Origin of the sequence: Veillonella sp., from assembly GCF_041333735.1 — a bacterium.
Taxonomy (GTDB): Bacteria; Bacillota; Negativicutes; order Veillonellales; family Veillonellaceae; genus Veillonella.
Genome location: NZ_JBGKFB010000001.1, coordinates 1,746,565 through 1,763,636 on the forward strand (window position 1 = coordinate 1,746,565; position 17,072 = coordinate 1,763,636).

Annotated in this window: 17 protein-coding genes; 15 read left to right on the forward strand and 2 right to left on the reverse strand. The window is 34.9% G+C overall.

From position 1 onward, the window contains the following. Positions 1 to 13 precede the first annotated feature (13 nt). From dnaJ to ACDF53_RS08080, 8 genes are all read left to right on the forward strand, one after another. Positions 14 to 1,171 (forward strand): molecular chaperone DnaJ, encoded by a 1,158-nt coding sequence (gene dnaJ / locus ACDF53_RS08045; protein ID WP_295794167.1) that lies wholly within the window; start codon positions 14 to 16, stop codon positions 1,169 to 1,171. Positions 1,172 to 1,226: 55 nt separating this feature from the next. Beyond that, complete coding sequence (locus ACDF53_RS08050) at positions 1,227 to 2,090, forward strand: 50S ribosomal protein L11 methyltransferase (RefSeq protein WP_370815958.1); 864 nt, start codon at positions 1,227 to 1,229, stop codon at positions 2,088 to 2,090. Further along, complete coding sequence (locus ACDF53_RS08055; RefSeq protein ID WP_370815959.1) at positions 2,087 to 2,818, forward strand: 16S rRNA (uracil(1498)-N(3))-methyltransferase; 732 nt, start codon at positions 2,087 to 2,089, stop codon at positions 2,816 to 2,818. The genes ACDF53_RS08050 and ACDF53_RS08055 overlap by 4 nt, the downstream gene beginning before the upstream one ends. Positions 2,819 to 2,842: 24 nt before the next feature. Continuing rightward, complete coding sequence (gene mtaB / locus ACDF53_RS08060; RefSeq protein WP_005386683.1) at positions 2,843 to 4,138, forward strand: tRNA (N(6)-L-threonylcarbamoyladenosine(37)-C(2))-methylthiotransferase MtaB; 1,296 nt, start codon at positions 2,843 to 2,845, stop codon at positions 4,136 to 4,138. An 11-nt stretch (positions 4,139 to 4,149) separates the two neighbouring features. Next, on the forward strand, positions 4,150 to 4,494 hold the full coding sequence (locus ACDF53_RS08065) for a histidine triad nucleotide-binding protein (RefSeq protein ID WP_005386682.1): 345 nt from the start codon (positions 4,150 to 4,152) through the stop codon (positions 4,492 to 4,494). A 157-nt stretch (positions 4,495 to 4,651) separates the two neighbouring features. Continuing rightward, entirely contained in the window at positions 4,652 to 4,831 is a 180-nt protein-coding gene (gene rpsU / locus ACDF53_RS08070; RefSeq protein ID WP_004695751.1) for a 30S ribosomal protein S21, read from the forward strand. Between the two features lie 189 nt (positions 4,832 to 5,020). Continuing rightward, positions 5,021 to 5,464 (forward strand): GatB/YqeY domain-containing protein, encoded by a 444-nt coding sequence (locus tag ACDF53_RS08075; protein ID WP_105094354.1) that lies wholly within the window; start codon positions 5,021 to 5,023, stop codon positions 5,462 to 5,464. Positions 5,465 to 5,702: 238 nt separating this feature from the next. Then, a complete protein-coding gene (locus tag ACDF53_RS08080; protein ID WP_119207155.1) occupies positions 5,703 to 7,607 on the forward strand; it encodes a glutamine synthetase in 1,905 nt (634 codons plus the stop codon). 92 nt (positions 7,608 to 7,699) lie between these two features. On the opposite strand, the gene ACDF53_RS08085 is transcribed toward ACDF53_RS08080, so the two are convergent. Beyond that, positions 7,700 to 8,095, reverse strand: coding sequence for a phosphate-starvation-inducible protein PsiE (locus ACDF53_RS08085; protein ID WP_024066740.1), 396 nt, complete (start codon positions 8,093 to 8,095; stop codon positions 7,700 to 7,702). A gap of 111 nt (positions 8,096 to 8,206) precedes the next feature. Further along, on the reverse strand, positions 8,207 to 8,722 hold the full coding sequence (gene tpx / locus ACDF53_RS08090; protein WP_370815962.1) for a thiol peroxidase: 516 nt from the start codon (positions 8,720 to 8,722) through the stop codon (positions 8,207 to 8,209). Between the two features lie 286 nt (positions 8,723 to 9,008). Between tpx and ACDF53_RS08095 the strand changes: the two genes are divergently transcribed. From ACDF53_RS08095 to ACDF53_RS08125, 7 genes are all read left to right on the forward strand, one after another. Next, positions 9,009 to 10,730, forward strand: a complete 1,722-nt coding sequence (locus ACDF53_RS08095) for an ABC transporter ATP-binding protein (RefSeq protein ID WP_295824083.1) — start codon at positions 9,009 to 9,011, stop codon at positions 10,728 to 10,730. Continuing rightward, positions 10,723 to 12,468, forward strand: coding sequence for an ABC transporter ATP-binding protein (locus ACDF53_RS08100; protein ID WP_370815964.1), 1,746 nt, complete (start codon positions 10,723 to 10,725; stop codon positions 12,466 to 12,468). The genes ACDF53_RS08095 and ACDF53_RS08100 overlap by 8 nt, the downstream gene beginning before the upstream one ends. 1 nt (position 12,469) lies before the next feature. Then, on the forward strand, positions 12,470 to 13,264 hold the full coding sequence (locus ACDF53_RS08105; protein ID WP_370815966.1) for a TrmH family RNA methyltransferase: 795 nt from the start codon (positions 12,470 to 12,472) through the stop codon (positions 13,262 to 13,264). A 185-nt stretch (positions 13,265 to 13,449) separates the two neighbouring features. Next, positions 13,450 to 14,304 carry a ChbG/HpnK family deacetylase gene (locus ACDF53_RS08110; protein WP_370815968.1) on the forward strand — a complete coding sequence of 285 codons (855 nt, stop codon included), beginning with the start codon at positions 13,450 to 13,452 and terminating at the stop codon, positions 14,302 to 14,304. Further along, a complete protein-coding gene (locus tag ACDF53_RS08115; RefSeq protein ID WP_370815969.1) occupies positions 14,301 to 15,293 on the forward strand; it encodes a YbhN family protein in 993 nt (330 codons plus the stop codon). The genes ACDF53_RS08110 and ACDF53_RS08115 overlap by 4 nt, the downstream gene beginning before the upstream one ends. Positions 15,294 to 15,308: 15 nt before the next feature. Continuing rightward, on the forward strand, positions 15,309 to 15,758 hold the full coding sequence (locus ACDF53_RS08120; protein WP_005386672.1) for an ACT domain-containing protein: 450 nt from the start codon (positions 15,309 to 15,311) through the stop codon (positions 15,756 to 15,758). 24 nt (positions 15,759 to 15,782) lie between these two features. Continuing rightward, complete coding sequence (locus ACDF53_RS08125) at positions 15,783 to 17,072, forward strand: homoserine dehydrogenase (RefSeq protein WP_370815971.1); 1,290 nt, start codon at positions 15,783 to 15,785, stop codon at positions 17,070 to 17,072.

Below are 17,072 nucleotides of genomic sequence, written 5' to 3' on the forward strand. Positions count from 1 at the left end.
GGGTTGGTAACTAATGGCACGTGATTATTATGACATCTTAGGGGTTAGCAAAAATGCCTCTCAAGATGAAATCAAAAAAGCCTTCCGTAAAAAGGCACGCCAATACCATCCAGATGTAAATAAAGATAATCCAAAGGAAGCGGAAGCAAAGTTTAAAGAAGCTAACGAAGCTTACGAAGTATTGTCTGACGAAACTAAAAAAGCTCAATATGACCAATTCGGCCACGACGCCTTCAAACAAGGAGGCGGCGCTGGCGCCGGTGGTTTCCAAGGTGGCTTTGGCGGTTTCGGTGGTCAAGCTGGCGGCTTTGGTGATATCTTTGGCGACATTTTTGGAGGCATGTTTGGCGGTGGACACCAACAACAAGGCCCTCAAAAAGGCAATGACTTGCGCGAAGATATTGATATTTCCTTTGAAGATGCAGCCTTTGGTAAATCTATGGAAATAGAAGTGCATCGTCATGAAGAATGTGATCACTGTCATGGTACTGGTGGTGAACCAGGATCTCGTGTCGATACTTGTCCAAACTGTCATGGTTCTGGCCAAGAAGCGGTTATTCAAAATACTCCATTTGGACGTATGCAATCCGTTCGCACTTGTTCCCGCTGTCATGGTACTGGTAAAAGCATTGAAAAACCTTGTTCCAAATGTCGTGGAACAGGTGAAATGTTGGCAAAACGTAAAATCTCTATCAAAATTCCAGCAGGTGTAGATAGTGGTTCCCGCTTACGCGTTGCTAATGAAGGTGAACCTGGTATCTTAGGTGGTCCAAAAGGCGATCTTTACGTATATATCTTCGTTCGTCCTCATAAGGAATTTGAACGTAATGGTAATGACGTTATTAGCCGTGTAAATATTAGCTTTGCTCAAGCAGCATTAGGTGCGACTATACAAGTTAACACCTTAGATGGTAAAGTAGAGTTAAAGATTCCGGAAGGTACTCAAACGGGAACGGCATTCCGCGTAAAGGGCAAAGGTATTCCATATTTGCGAAACCCTAAACAACGGGGGGACCAACATATTGTAGTAACTGTTCAAACGCCTAAGAAGTTGACAGACACTCAACGTGAGTTATTATTACGCTTTGCAAATGAAAGTAACGAAGATGTAAATAACTTACAAGTGAGCAAGAGTCTCTTTGAAAAAATTAAGGACTGTTTGACTAAATGAACAGCTCATGTGAAGGAATGGTTTGTTCCATCACATTCCCTATAAAGGAGTATATATGCAATGGATAGAAGTATCCATTGTCTGTGAAAGAGTAGCCACCGATGAGGTGACTACTCTTTTTGACGATTATGCAGACAATGGAATTATAGAAGAAGATGTAGAAAATCAGCCAAATTTAATTAAACTAACAATGTACGCAGATCCATCTTTGGATTTAGATACAATTAAGTCAGATATAGAAAATCGTCTTACAGACGCCAATATTAGTGTTACATCAATTGATACTACTATATTAGATGAATCTACATGGCTCAATTCTTGGCAGCAATATATTGAACCCACAGAAATTCTACCGAATTTAATTATTAAACCAGCTTGGCAGGAATACGATAATGTGGATCACAAAACTATTATTGAAATCGATTCAAATATTTCCTTTGGTACTGGAGCCCATGAGACTACACGAACTTGTGCAGAGTTATTGAAATCATATAGTGAATCTATGGATCTTGATACAGTTACTTGTTTAGATATTGGTACTGGTACTGGTATTCTTTTATTGATCGCAGCCCAGTTAGGCATCAAACATTTAGTTGGTATTGATATAGAAGAGTATGCTGCTAATCAAGCGCGCATTAACTGTGAGAATAATCATGTATCAGCTGAAATAATTTGTGGTAATTTGGATAGTGATTTCAATGGTACTGCTCAAATAATTTTAGCGAATCTAACCGTAGATCCACTCAAAATACTATTACCTCAAATTGGTAAGAAACTGGATAATCAAGGCATTTTAATCATTAGTGGTATTATAGATGATCGGTATGATGAAATCATGCCATACATTGAGGCTGATTGGCATATTATTGAGGAGCGCATTGCAGGGCCTTGGCATACATTTGCGCTAGAAAAACGATGAAAAAGATTTTTATTCCTACACCATTAGGTGAAACCATAGAATTACCAACAGATGTGACACATCATGTGTTACATGTATTTCGACATAATATGGAGAAGCCCATAACGGTTACCGGCAGTGACAATCGGTGTGGTACATATCAAATTACAGAAGAAATAGATGGTAAAGCTCAAGCAAAACTTATTGAGTATGTAGAATCAAATGTATCTTCTTATCGTACTATCCTTGTGCAATCTTTATTAAAAGGTGAAAAGCTAGAATGGGTATTGCAAAAGGCGACAGAATTAAATGTTGATACAGTCTATCTTGTATCTACTGCTAATTGTGTTGCTAAATATGATGACAAGAAATTACAAACAAAGGCTACCCGTTGGGAGAAAATAATGCTAGAAGCGGCTCAACAATGTGGGCGTAATCAACTGCCAACACTTGTAGTGGGGGAAAAACTTTCACAAGTATTAGAAATAGAATCCAACGCATTAAAATTGGTAGCCTATGAAAATGAAGATGGACATACTATTAAAGATGTTCTTTCACAGGTCAACTCTGATGAGTCAATTACAGACATACTAATTTGTATTGGTCCAGAAGGGGGCTATCAAGAGAACGAAATCAATGCTATTATAGAGAGTGGTGGAAATTCAGTTTCTCTTGGTAATACTATTTTGCGTGCTGAAACGGCTGCTATTGGATCATTAGCGATGATTCAATATGAATTAGAACTATAAATTAAACAAGAATAGAGAGGTGCAATGAAAACCGTTGCGTTTACAACCTTAGGGTGTCGTGTCAATCAATATGATACAGATGCCATGAAAGGTTTATTTTTACAAAATAATTACGAAGCTGTAGACTTCGATGAAAAAGCTGATATATATGTAATCAATACATGTTCTGTAACGAATATGGGGGAAAAGAAATCCCGTCAATTGATTCGCAAAGCGAAGCGTCAAAACGAAGATGCCTATGTGATTGTAACTGGTTGTTATGCTCAGCTTGATCCAGATGCAATTGCTGCTATCGATGGTGTTAATCTCGTTATCGGTACCAATAACCGGTCAAAAATCGTTGAGCTCGTAGAACAATTGGAATCTACAGAGCGTCAAATCAATGCTGTACGGGATATCATGAACGAATCCAACTTTGAAGAAATGCCATTATATGGTAATGAATCTGATAAAGCTCGTGCATTCATGAAAATTCAAGAAGGTTGTAATAACTACTGTGCCTTTTGTATCATTCCTTATACTCGAGGAAAATTAAAATCTCGTAAAGTTGATGATATTGTACAAGAAGCAAAACGATTAGTAGAACATGGATTCCATGAAATCGTATTAACGGGCATTCATTTGGGAAATTACGGCGTTGAATTGCCAGGTCGTCCTACATTAGCCGATGTAGTCAAAGCCTTATTAGAGATTCCTGATTTATACCGCATTCGTTTCGGTTCCATTGAATCTGTAGAAGTTTCTGATGAGTTAGTAGAATTAATGGCTACTAATAAACGTGTTTGTCCACATTTGCATTTACCTCTACAAGCCGGTTCTGATCATGTATTAAAGTTGATGAAACGCCATTATACATTGCAAGAATATAAAGATTTGATTGCAAGTTTACGTTCTCGTATTAAGGATTTATCAATTACCACTGATATCATTGCAGGATTCCCGCAAGAAACAGATGAAGACTTTGAAGAAACCTTAAATACAGTTCGTGAAATTGGATTTACCCATATTCATGCCTTCCCATACTCTATTCGTGAAGGCACACCTGCAGCTACTATGCCAGATCAAGTACCAGAAGCTGTAAAGAAAACTCGTGTAGCACTTTTGAATGGGCTTAGCCAATCTGGCTATGAAGCATACGCAAAATCTCGCATTGGTAAGCCTGGTGAGATTCTCATCGAAAAGGAAGAGAATGGATACTACATGGGCTTAACAAATGAGTATGTAAATGGTAAAGTTAAATCTGATGGGACACATAAAATTGGTGATCTCATTGGTGGTACTGTTGTAGGTTTAGAAGATAATTATTTGATTATTGAATAAGGAGTTATAGTATGAGTGACTGCATTTTCTGTAAAATTATCAATGGCGAAATTCCATCTAAAAAAGTGTTAGAAAACGATAAATTCTATGCATTTCATGATATTGAACCAGTGAAAAAAGTACATGTTTTAATTGTACCTAAAAACCATGTTTCCAATATTGCTCATCTTAACGAAAATAATGAGGACTATGTAGAAGGTTTATTGCCATTCGTTCGTGATGTAGCTAAAGAACTTGGTATTTCTAAAGATGGTTATCGTTTGATTTTTAATACTGGTAAAAAAGCTGGTCAAACTGTATTTCATATGCATGCTCATCTCTTAGGTGGCGAAGAAATGGGATGGCCAGAAGCTTAAAATTAGGTATAATGTATTCTTTTTATAATACTTATTAAAATTCCTATAAAATATACCGGAAAATATTGACAACATCTATACCTATACATATAATATTATATGTGCGTATGTAAATTATCAGCACTTCCCGAGATTATTTTTGGAGGGAGGGATATAGATGTCTGAAATCAAAGTCGGTAAAAACGAAACGCTTGAAAGTGCTCTTCGTCGATTCAAACGCTCCTGCCAAAAAGCGGGTGTTTTGTCTGAAGTAAGAAAACGCGAACACTACGAAAAACCAAGCGTAAAAAGAAAGAAAAAATCTGAAGCAGCAAGAAAACGCAAATTCAGAGCATAAGATGATTACCCTAATTCTGCCTTTTCATGGCTTTATGAAATCCAGGATTAGGGTTTCTTTATATTATTTTATCTATAATATAATAATGTTGTATGACTAAATGTGTTATATCTTTGCAAGCTGTAAAGATTAACCTTTATAATAGTATGATGTAGATTGTTATTAATTAAAATAGATCAGGAGGATACAATGAGCTTAAAAGATCAATTAAAAGAAGATATGAAAGCTGCTATGAAAGCACGCGAAGAAGGTAAAACTGCGCTTTCTGTAATTCGAATGGTTAATAGTGCGATTAAGAATACAGAAATTAATGATAAAGTTGAGCTTGATGATAATGGTATTCTTGGTATTTTGGCAAAAGAAATGAAAACTCGCCAAGACTCCTTAACTGAATTTGAAAAAGCGGGCCGTGAAGATTTAATCGCTCATGTAAAAGAAGAAATGGCTGTACTACAAAAATATTTGCCAGCTCAAATGAGTGAAGATGAAATTCGTACAGTTGTTAAAGAGGCTATTGCTGCCTGTGGCGATGCTGTAAATATGGGTAATGTTATGAAACATGTAATGCCTAAAACAAAAGGCCGTGCGGATGGCAAGGTAGTTAATAATATCGTTAAAGAGTTACTTGGTTAATATATTGTAAAATAGTCAAGTAAATGCTTTATATAGTTAGTATGTTCAATTTATTAAAATAGAATTCTTAAACCTATAATTAAGAGAATTATGAAATTCTATAGAAAGTTATTGACATATATTTTCACTATATGATATTATGAATTCAACAAAATAATTGGTCAACGAAGACTCCACTTTAGATATATAGAATATATATCTATTTGTTGGAGTCTTTTTATTTTTAGGAGGAACCATTATGGCAAATACTAAAGATTTATTGTATTACATTCCAGCAGGTCAATATGGTAAAGAAGGCGTTCTTGCATTATTAGAACAACACCCAGAAATTAAATTCGTATCTCTTGTAGGTATCGATTTAGCTGGTAATGATACAGATGAAAAAATCCCTATGTCAGCATTCTTTGATGATTATGAAGCATTCTTCGAAGGTCGTGCTGTTCAAACAGATGGTTCTTCTGTAGTACTTACAAATATTGCAACATTGAATAATGCACGTGTTGATATGTGGGGCGATCCAAGTGTAAACTGGTTCGTTGATTATAACTATGAAAATATCGATGAAGCAACAGGTTTGCCAACTGGTACACTTCGTATTCCTGCATTCTTGATGCATAACTATCGTTATGTTGATTCTCGTTCTATCTTAAAAAATAGCTGTGACTATGTTCGTGCAGAATTATTATCTTTGATTAAAGAACATGGTTTACCTGGTATGCCTCATGTGAAATCTGATGATGTTGTAGATATTATCTTCACATCTGCTACTGAATTGGAATTCTGGGTAAAAACTCCATCTAGAACAGTTACTAAAAAAGAATTATCTGTATCTCAAAAATTACAAGAACAATACTGGCAACGTACTCATGGTACAGTTCGTACTGCATTAGAACAAGCGGTAGAACGTCTTGATCAATATGGTATGGAAGCAGAAATGGGCCATAAAGAAGTAGGTGGCGTTAAAGCTAAACTTGATGAAGATGGTCATGAAGCAGTAGTATTAGAACAATTGGAAATCGACTGGAAATTCTCTGGTAACCCATTACAAACAGCAGATAACGAATTACAAGCTCGTATTATCGTTCGTGAAGTATTCCGTGAAAACGGTCTTGATGTAACATTCAATGCGAAACCTATTATTGGTGTAGCTGGTTCTGGCGAACATACACACTTTGGTGTTATGGCTAAATTGAAATCTGGTAAACTTGTTAACTTGTTCAGCCCAGAAGATATGCGTAAAGAATCTGCTAGCTCCTTAGGTATTGGTGCAATCATGGGTCTATTGAAACACTACGAAGCAATCAATCCATTCATTAGCTCCACAACAGACTCCTTAAATCGTTTGAAACCTGGTTTCGAAGCACCAGTATGTATCGTTACATCCTTAGGTACTGATCCTTCTGAACCTAGCCGTAACCGTACCATCCTTTGTGGTTTGATTCGCGATATCGATAATCCTATGGCTACACGCTATGAATTGCGTTCTCCAAACCCTTACACAAACACATATACTGCATTAGCATTGATCTTCATCTCTGCATTTGATGGTATGAAATATGCTATTACATCTGGTAAAACACAAGCTCAATTGGAAGCAGAACTTTCTAAAGAAGTTGGTGAACCAGCTGAATACCTTGCTACAAATCGTGCATACCGTACAGAAAAAGATGTATTCGATGATTTCACTCAAGAAGAACGTAATCAAATGTTTGGTATTGCACCAGCTACTGTATGGGAAAATATTAAAGGTTACCAAAACAACCCTGAATTAGTTGAAACATTGGCTCAAGGTAATGCATTTGCTAAAGACTTGATGGATTCCTTCATTGCATCTATTTTGAAACGTTGGAAACTTGTATTGGCTCACCGTTTGATTCCTAATAATCTTGATACTGTTCGTAAAATGGTAGCTATTCATACTGATAGCCGTAATAGTGTAGATGATAAACGTTTTGCAGAAGTTAACGATTTACGTTTCTATCTTGCTAAAGATAGTGATGATCGCAAATCCTTGTTCACTCGATTAATCGATGCACTTAATGACGGTGAATATGACTTAGCATCTCAATTACAAATTGAAATGAACGATAAAATGGAAGAATTAGAAGCTAAATATGCTAACTATGCAAAAAACATCTTCTAATATCGGTTGATTCTATTACTCAAAAAGGGCTCCTACATTTGTAGGAGCCCTTTTATTCATATTAACTTTTTATAATTTAGCCGTTAAAGCTATTACTCGTTATGTCCTATAAACTTTTCTACTAGTACTAAGCTACATACAAGTACAAAAATTGCAACAGACCAGATTAAATTATCATATGACGATTCATGATCGATGATTAGCAGTCTAACAATTGCAGTTATGCCAATATATAAAAAGAAATTAAGCGGGAAGTGGAAGTTATTTTTAAAGTATTTTACGATGAGAGCAATAAACTCAAAGTATAAGAAGAAGGTAATTAATTCTTCAATTAATAAATAGTAAGTGCTATAACCTTGGATATTTGCCCACGTAATAAATCCTAGGCTAATTAAGGTATTAATGAGGGCAATACAAAGAGCAATGCCTACACCTACAAGGGCTATATTTTTTATAGTTAATAATAATTTAGAAATACGTATCCACATATATAATTCACCTACAATAAATATCTAAATACTATACCACATAAAAAAGACCGTACACCGTACGGTCTTTTTTCGATTACACTACAGTATAATCAACAGCATATCTAAGAATTAGATATCAGCTTTAATTGCTTCTAATGCAGCATCGAAGTTAACTGCTTGAGTTACTTCAGGTACATATTCAACATAAGTAACTTTGTCTTCTTTGTTGATTACTATTACGCCACGAGTCAAAAGACGAAGTTCTTCGATCAAGAAACCATAGTTTTCACCGAAGGAAGCATCTTTGTGGTCGGATAAAGTAATAACTTTATCAACGCCAGCAGCGCCACACCAACGTTTTTGAGCGAACGGCAAGTCCATAGAAATTGTCAATACTACAACATCATCAGAAAGTGCAGTAGCATCTTGGTTGAACCAACGAGTTTGAGCGTCACAAACGCCTGTATCAAGGGAAGGAACAACGGAGATAACTTTTACTTTACCTTCGAAATCTTTTAATGTTTTAGGTTGTAAGTCGTTGCTTAAAACTGTGAAGTCAGGAGCTTGTTGACCTACTTTAACTTCTGGACCAACCAATGTGATAGGGCCACCTGCAAATGTTACTACGCCAGTACGTTTTTCCATGTTGTATTCCTCCTAAGAGTTTTAATTCTAATGTTTGTAAGGATACGTTTTGTATCTATGCATAGTATAACACTTACATTACCATAAGTAAACTAAAAAATTCGATATAGTGTTATTATAGATTATAAAAATTATATTATTGGTAACTACTAATGAGAGAATATTGTAATAAACTACATTATATACGTATAGGTGTATTAAGATATATGAAAAAAATGTGTATACTATAAGGAGTATATTTAAATAATGATAATCCTGTAATATAGAAATTTAACTGAGAGGTCCTATGAAACCTATAGAGCTATTTATGCAGTTTTTCCGCCGAGAAGGCTGGGTTTATGCCATCGGCTTAACTATGCTAATTGCTATTGATATAGCATTTTTATTTGTGCCACAATTCATTGGTAATGCCATCGATACCCTAAGTCACAATAAAGAAGGCTTAGTCAATTATATTATTTACTTTATTCTATTATTTATTATCATAACGATTCTAAAAGTTATTTCACGACGTACCTTACTTGGTTCCATCCGTCGTATGGAGTACCTTTTTCGTGAAATTTTGTGTAGAAAAGCATTACAAATAAAAACAACATACTATGAGGCAAATGGACCTGGTAAAGTAATGGCGTTAATGACGAATGATGTTACATCTCTTCGTGTAGCGTTAGGTTTAGGTGTAATGATTGTGGTGGATATCATATTTTATTCCATTGTAGGATCAATTATTCTCATACAAAAGATAGATGGTTTATTAGCTTTCAAAATTATGACACCTGTATTTTTCATCATTGTAGCTATCTTTGTGTTAGGTCGGAAATTGCGTGCTAAACAGCGTAGTGCGCAGGCAACGTATAGTGACATGACAGAATTTGGCCAAGAATTATTTCAAGGTATAGATGTAATTAGAGCTTTTAATAGGGAACGTATTATTTCTAATTCTTTTGAAAAAATAAATAAATTGAACTATAAGAAAAATATGGATGTAGCATTATTAGATTCTGTACTAACCCCTTTAACAAGAATTGCGCCCTTTATTTGTATTAGTATTAGTATTTTTATATGTGGACATCTAGCTGTCGAAGGCAATATGACTATAGGTGAATTTGTAACTATCAATTCCTTTATTATGTTAATAGTAGGACCTTTAATTGGATTTGGTGGGCTTATTTCTATTGTACAAAAAGGTTTGGCATCCTTAGATCGTATTACGGACTTCTTACGTCTACCAATCGAGTCAATTGATGACACTACGGAGGTATTACCACTTGAAGATATCAATATACGTTATTTAGATTTTAACTATGAAAACTCTAAAGGTCATGCATTATCACAAGTATCTACAACCATTCGGAAAGGATCTTTTATTGGTATTGTAGGTAAACCTGGTTCTGGTAAAAGTACACTCTTTAAACTACTTATTGGTCTACAAGAATGTCCGCCGAAGTCTATATATATTGGAAATCAAGATATATCAGATATACCATTATCTAAGCTTAGAAATTCAATTGCTTATGTGCCAACTCAATCTTATTTATTGAGCACTACCATCGAAGATAATATTAAATTTGGTAAAGACTTACCTATGCATGAATCGGTTGAGGTAGCCGCAAAAAAAGCAGACTTATATAGAGATTTAGGAGACCTTTTACATAATGATTTACATAATCTTGCAGAAGAAGGTCATGACTTATCGGGGGGCCAAAAACAACGCATTAATATGGCTCGAGGTTTTTACAAGAATGCACCATATTTATTATTAGATGATTGTTTCTCTGCGTTAGATGCAGTAACCGTCAATACTATTTTAGATACATTACATACGGTTCATACACAAACTATATTATGTATTTCTCAACGCTTAGAGGTCATTGAAAAGGCGGATAAAATTATTGTCTTTGATGAAGGCCATATAGTTGAAGAGGGTACACATGAAGAATTGTTAACTAGAAATGGTTTATATAAAACCCTTTATGAAGCGCAGAAAGGAGAAAGTCATAATGAATAAGCATAACGTTAGAAATGACTGGGCTCTATTCTCCTATATAACTGCATATATTAAACCCTATTTAGGTATCTTATTAATAGCTACAATCGCACTCGCTGGAAATCTTATATTATTATTATTTAGACCGTATCTTACAAAACAAGTAATAGATCTAGGATTTGCCACTAATGATATTCATGTCATTGAATATTATGCTGTTTTATATGGCTTAACAATCATTGGTAGTGTATGTTTTATTTTCGTAGAAAATTACTTTTTAAAAAGCTTTGGTCAAAAAATAATCTATAATATTCGCCATATTGTGTTCCAAAAAATTCTACATAAACCACATGATGAATTTTATAAATTGCCTATTGGCAATTGGGTAACCCGTATTACTAATGATGTGGAATCACTGCGCACCTTATATACCGATGTATTGTTAAACTTAGCTAGTAGCGGATTAATGATTATTGGTATATTAGCCTTCATGTATGCCATTAATGTACCGTTAGCTGTTATTATGACGATTTTAGTACCTATTATGGGCGGGATTATTTGGGTATATCAAAAGTTTTCTAGAAAGGCTTTTCGTCAAGTAAGACGGTCTGTAGCGGCCTCCAATGCGAGCATTAAGGAATTGCTGAACTATATTGTTATAGTTAAATCCTACGGTGGAGAAAAAGCCATAGAAGGTAGATATGAAACTGTTAACAAAGGTTTTTTAGAAGCTGGTCTTTTTGAAGTTACAACATTTTCTATTTTCAGACCTCTCGTTGATGGCTTGTTTTTCGTAGCTTTAATCGTCATATTTACTACTACTAATTTAGTAGATTCTGTAGCCGATGCAGGTACTGTATTTGCTTTCATTCAATATATGGATCGTTTCTTTCAGCCATTAAAGGAAATTGCAGACAAATATAATTCATTGCAAAGTTCATTAGCTGGAGCTGAACGATTAGTACCATTATTAGAAGAGAAAGACCGAAATATGGTCGATGAAGTTCCGAAAGAACTGATTCCTGTTGAATCAATTGAATTTGATCATGTTTGGTTCTCTTATGAAAATAATGATACCTATGCATTACAAGATTTCACCTTACATATTAAGTCTGGTGATTTTACAGGCATTGTTGGTCCCTCTGGTAGTGGTAAATCCACATTGTTATCTTTATTAATGGGTATCTATAAACCTACAAAGGGTACCATCTATATAAATGGTATTGATATTGCTAAATACGATAGCTCTGTACTCCGTCACTTAATGGGGTATGTATTCCAACAAGCGTATTTATTTAAAGGGTCTATTAAAGATAATCTTACACTGTTTGATACTTCTATCAGTCATGATGAAATGGTAAAAGCAGCAAAACAAGTTAATTTAGATACTATGATTGAACAATTACCAGAAGGCTATAATACACCTGTAGGGTACTTAGGTTCACTATTATCAGACGGTCAAAAGCAACTACTAGCCTTTGGACGTACGCTCATAAGAAATACACCTATTCTATTATTAGATGAAGCAACGGCTAACGTAGATAGTCATACTGAAAAACAAATACAAGCGAGTATTGAAAATATCCGTGGTAGTAAAACAATCGTAAGCATTGCTCATCGATTATCCACAGTACAAGAAGCAAATGAAATTGTTTATATTGAATATGGTAAAATAATAGAAAAAGGTTCTTTCAAAGAATTAATTGAGTTAAAAGGGGCTTTTTATAATCTATGGATTCGTCAAAAAAGCGGGAGTTAGCATGGAATTTATCCAATCTAAAGATAATAAGACTATTAAACGTATAGTTTCTCTAGGACAACGTAAAAATCGTAATAAACATGGTGAGTATATTGTTGAAGGTATCCGTTCTATCCGTGATATATCATCTAATGGTGTAATAAAAACAATTGTTATACGAGAGTCTAAATGTAAAGATAATAATATCGAAGCGTTATTAGCTTTAGATTCTATGCAATCAATTCCTACTTATATTGCGCAAGATCCAATATTTGATAAAATCGATAATACCGTAAATGGACAAGGTATTATTGCCATTGTAGCTAAACCCAAACATAGTATAGAATCTATCTCTATTGAAGATGGTGTCTATATTACACTAGATGGCGTACAAGATCCTGGTAATCTAGGTACGATTATACGTACCGCTGTAGCAGCAGGTGTGAAGGGCATATTTTTAATGAAAGGTACTGTAGATCCTTTTAATGATAAGACGGTACGTAGCACAATGAGTGCGTTACATAAAATACCAGTCTATGAAGATGTGACATTATCTATGCTCAATGATCTGATTGCGGAATCTAATATGTCTACCTATGTAACTGCCTTAGAAAACTCAAAACCATATCATATGATTACATACGATAAACGATGTATGTTGATTTTAGGTAATGAAGGGAATGGGGTAACACCTGAGGTTATGAATCTATGTAAGCATCGAATCATGATCCCCATGTATGGTGACATTGAATCGTTAAATGTGAGTGTAGCAGCAGCTCTATGTATGTATAAAGCTCAAGAGCAATTGATGTCATAATTAAAATACTTGAGAATCAGATCAAGTATTTATGATAAAAATTTATAAGTATATCGAAAGTCCTCTACTAGTATACAAGTAGGGGGCTTTTGTATTGATTTTATAGTTCTGTATTTGGTACAATAACATATATCCTTTGTGGGAGAACAAAGTTCTCCCCTTTTTTAATGAAAAGGAAGAAAACTATGTCCAAATTAATAGTAAATGCCGACGATTTTGGTCTTCATAGTGCAGTTAATGCTGCAGTCATTGATGGCCACCGTACAGGTATCATTACGAGCACCTCTCTATTAGCGGGAGGCGAAGCTTTTACAGAAGCCGTAAGTATGGCAAAAAATAACCCTAAGTTGGGCATTGGTGTTCATATCGCCTTAGTAGGTGGGCTAAAATCGGTATGTAATCCATCTGAAGTACCATCTCTGCTTACATCCGAAGGCGTCTTTCCAGAAACATATATCGATTTTATGAAACGAATTTATACTGGAAAGATTAACTATAGTGAGTTGCGCAAAGAAATTCACGCTCAAATGGAACGAATCATGGAGTCCGGTTTACACGTAACGCATATTGATGGTCATCAACATATGCATGTATTACCAACGGTACTACCAATCGTTATTGAGCAAGCGAAACACTATGGTATTAATGCAATACGCATTCCAGATGAATCTTCTTTATTTGTCAATTATATGTACTCGCCAGTGCGATTACTAGGCAAGGTCGGTTTATCTACTGTAGCGGCAAAGGCAAGGCCTACAGTGCGGGATAATGGTATGTATTCCACACAATATTTTTGGGGTATGGTAAACGGGGGACACATTAACCAGAAAACGTTAATGGGTATATTAAAATCCGTATCTAAAAAATCAGGTACTCATGAATTGATGATTCATCCAGGTTTAAATAATACGATTTTGGGAAATCAATATAAATGGGGCTATCATTGGGAGGATGAATTACAAGCTGTTTGTTCTAACCATACGCGTTTATATATTAGACAACATAATATTGAGCTAATTAATTATGGAGACTTGATATGAGTAAAATGATGAAGAGAGGCATTTTTATGTTTCTCTTACTATTGGCTGTGTCAATTGGTATCATTTACTACACTATTGATTTAGATGCATTAAAAACAATTTCATCATTTAATAGTATTTCTTTATTATTAGCTTTGATAGCTTTAGCAGCAGGTATGTATTTTGATGGCCTACGGTTACAAAGACTTGTAAAAATCGGTGGGTACAAGCTATCCATAAAGGCGGTACTTCGCGTAATTTTTAGTAATTATTTTATGGCCATGTTGACACCAGGTGCCAGTGGAGGTGCTGTAGCGCAAGTTCTAGTATTGAAAAGTTATGGTGTACCAATATCTAAAGGCACGCCAATCGTATTAATACGCACCGTATTTTCTATTATGTTCTTGGTCATCATGTTACCTTTAGTATTTTTACGTGATGCCATTGAAATTCCTTATATCTCACGAGATATGCTATTAATTTTCGCTGTATTAGCTGTTATTGCCACGCTTTTAGGTACATATATCTTGCAGACTAAATATATGCGTCAATTTGTATATAATTTAGCGCAACGTTTTAAAGCACATAAAACAAGAGATTGGCTCTCTAAATTAGAAACCTTGAATCAAGGTTTAGGATTGCTATATAAACAACCGATTCAATCCTTTATTGTGTTTATTGAGTCTGGATTGAGTTTATTATGCTTATACTGTATTGCACCTGCATTGATGTATGCTTTCACACCAGATATTCCTATCATTGATATATTAGATCGAATGATTCTATTAAATTTAATTTTATATTTCGCACCAACACCAGGGGGAACAGGGATTGCAGAAGGACTATTTGTAGTATTGTTTAGTACCTTTGTACCTAATGGAACTGTTGGTATTGTAGCTGTAGCATGGCGAGTTATGGCAGAATATTTGCCATTTTTTATCGGTATGTATGCAGTATTAACATTATATGGGCGTCAATTTGTGGCCCAAGAAACTTCAAAAGAACAATAAGGGAGTGTGTGTTCTATGACTAAACCAAAAAAAGATAAGTTTTATCTGGTGCAAGAAGATATTTTACCAGAAGCGATAAAAAAGACGATCAAGGTAAAAGAGATTTTGAAGCTAGGTGAAGTTAAAACGATTAATGAAGCAGTTGAAAAAATGGATTTGAGTCGTTCTGCATATTACAAGTACAAAGATTATGTATTCCCATTTTTTGAAATTGCCCAAGGTAAAATCGTTAGTATTTATGTTTCCATGTCTAATGAATCTGGCATGCTATCTAGTGTATTAAAAGCCATTGCAGAACGGAATGGTAGTATTTTGACAATCAATCAAGATATTCCTTTACAGGGTATTGCAAACAGTAGCATTTCCTTTGAAACGAAAGATTTACAAGGATCATTAGAAGATTTATTATTAGATATTCGCTCTATGAAGGGCATTATTAAGGTAGAAATTTTAGGCCAAGCATAGGCTATTGAAGAGAGTAGGACAATTATGACCACTATAAAAATTGCGTTATTAGGTTTTGGTACTGTTGCACAAGGTACATTTAATTTGTTGCAAGATAATGCTGAGTTAATTAGAAATCGTACAGGTGTTAATGTAGAAATTTCTAAAATCTTTGTGCGTAATCCTGATAAATATAGCCATATTACATTGCCTGAAACAGCTCAATATGTAACTGATATTGATGAAGTATTAAAAGATAATTCCATTCAAATGGTTGTGGAATTAATGGGTGGTACAACCTTTGCTAAAGACTGTGTAGAAGGTGCTTTAAAGGCCAAGAAAAATGTAGTAACAGCGAATAAAGATTTATTAGCAGAATCTGGCCCATACCTATTAGATTTAGCTAGCAAAAATGGAGTGGATTTGCGCTTTGAAGCATCTGTATTAGGTGGTATTCCTATCATCCGTACATTATATGAATCCTTAGCGGGCAATCGTATTACTGAGATCATCGGTATTATGAATGGTACGACAAACTTCATTTTAACGAAAATGTCTGAAGAAGGTTTAAGTTATCAAGATGTACTAAAGGAAGCACAAGAGCTAGGTTATGCAGAGGCTGATCCTACAGCTGACGTTGAGGGTCTAGATGCAGCACGTAAATTGGCTATTCTTGCCTCTATTAGTTTCAATCGTCGCATCTTCTTTGAAGATGTTTCTGTAGAAGGTATTACGAGCATAGATACAGAAGACATCAAATTCGGTAAAGAGTTTGGCTACAATATTAAATTATTAGGTATTGCTAAGGAAACTAGCCAAGGTTTATCTTTAAACGTATACCCTGCATTTATTCCTACAACACATCCTTTAGCATCCGTTCGTGGCTCTTATAATGCTATTTATGTTAAAGGTAATGGTATCGATGATGTAATGTTATATGGTCGCGGTGCTGGTAGCTTGCCTACAGGTAGCTCTGTTGTATCCGATATTATGGAAGTAGCAAAAAATGTTTCATACAATGAAACAGGTCGTTTGAAACCATTCTATTACGATCAAAAGAACATTTACTCTCCTGGCAAGATTCAATCTAGCTACTACTTGCGTTTAGAAGTAGATAATAAAACAGGTGTGTTAGCAAAAATTTCTGCAAAATTAGCAGAACAAAAGATTTCTGTTTTATCTATTGTTCAACGCAATATGGATCCAGAAACTGCAGTTCTTGCAATTGTTACGTCCAAATGTCCTAGATCTTATATTTTAAATCTTATTGATTCCTTTAACAGCTTGCGTTCCGTTAAGTCTGTTAATAGTGTCATTCGTATTATGGAAGCTTAA

Bases quoted from the DNA above. Each gene is read 5' to 3' on its own strand.
- dnaJ (WP_295794167.1), top strand. From the start codon at position 14: ATGGCACGTGATTATTATGACATCTTAGGGGTTAGCAAAAATGCCTCT.
- ACDF53_RS08050 (WP_370815958.1), top strand. From the start codon at position 1,227: ATGCAATGGATAGAAGTATCCATTGTCTGTGAAAGAGTAGCCACCGAT.
- ACDF53_RS08055 (WP_370815959.1), top strand. From the start codon at position 2,087: ATGAAAAAGATTTTTATTCCTACACCATTAGGTGAAACCATAGAATTA.
- mtaB (WP_005386683.1), top strand. From the start codon at position 2,843: ATGAAAACCGTTGCGTTTACAACCTTAGGGTGTCGTGTCAATCAATAT.
- ACDF53_RS08065 (WP_005386682.1), top strand. From the start codon at position 4,150: ATGAGTGACTGCATTTTCTGTAAAATTATCAATGGCGAAATTCCATCT.
- rpsU (WP_004695751.1), top strand. From the start codon at position 4,652: ATGTCTGAAATCAAAGTCGGTAAAAACGAAACGCTTGAAAGTGCTCTT.
- ACDF53_RS08075 (WP_105094354.1), top strand. From the start codon at position 5,021: ATGAGCTTAAAAGATCAATTAAAAGAAGATATGAAAGCTGCTATGAAA.
- ACDF53_RS08080 (WP_119207155.1), top strand. From the start codon at position 5,703: ATGGCAAATACTAAAGATTTATTGTATTACATTCCAGCAGGTCAATAT.
- ACDF53_RS08085 (WP_024066740.1), bottom strand. From the start codon at position 8,095: ATGTGGATACGTATTTCTAAATTATTATTAACTATAAAAAATATAGCC.
- tpx (WP_370815962.1), bottom strand. From the start codon at position 8,722: ATGGAAAAACGTACTGGCGTAGTAACATTTGCAGGTGGCCCTATCACA.
- ACDF53_RS08095 (WP_295824083.1), top strand. From the start codon at position 9,009: ATGAAACCTATAGAGCTATTTATGCAGTTTTTCCGCCGAGAAGGCTGG.
- ACDF53_RS08100 (WP_370815964.1), top strand. From the start codon at position 10,723: ATGAATAAGCATAACGTTAGAAATGACTGGGCTCTATTCTCCTATATA.
- ACDF53_RS08105 (WP_370815966.1), top strand. From the start codon at position 12,470: ATGGAATTTATCCAATCTAAAGATAATAAGACTATTAAACGTATAGTT.
- ACDF53_RS08110 (WP_370815968.1), top strand. From the start codon at position 13,450: ATGTCCAAATTAATAGTAAATGCCGACGATTTTGGTCTTCATAGTGCA.
- ACDF53_RS08115 (WP_370815969.1), top strand. From the start codon at position 14,301: ATGAGTAAAATGATGAAGAGAGGCATTTTTATGTTTCTCTTACTATTG.
- ACDF53_RS08120 (WP_005386672.1), top strand. From the start codon at position 15,309: ATGACTAAACCAAAAAAAGATAAGTTTTATCTGGTGCAAGAAGATATT.
- ACDF53_RS08125 (WP_370815971.1), top strand. From the start codon at position 15,783: ATGACCACTATAAAAATTGCGTTATTAGGTTTTGGTACTGTTGCACAA.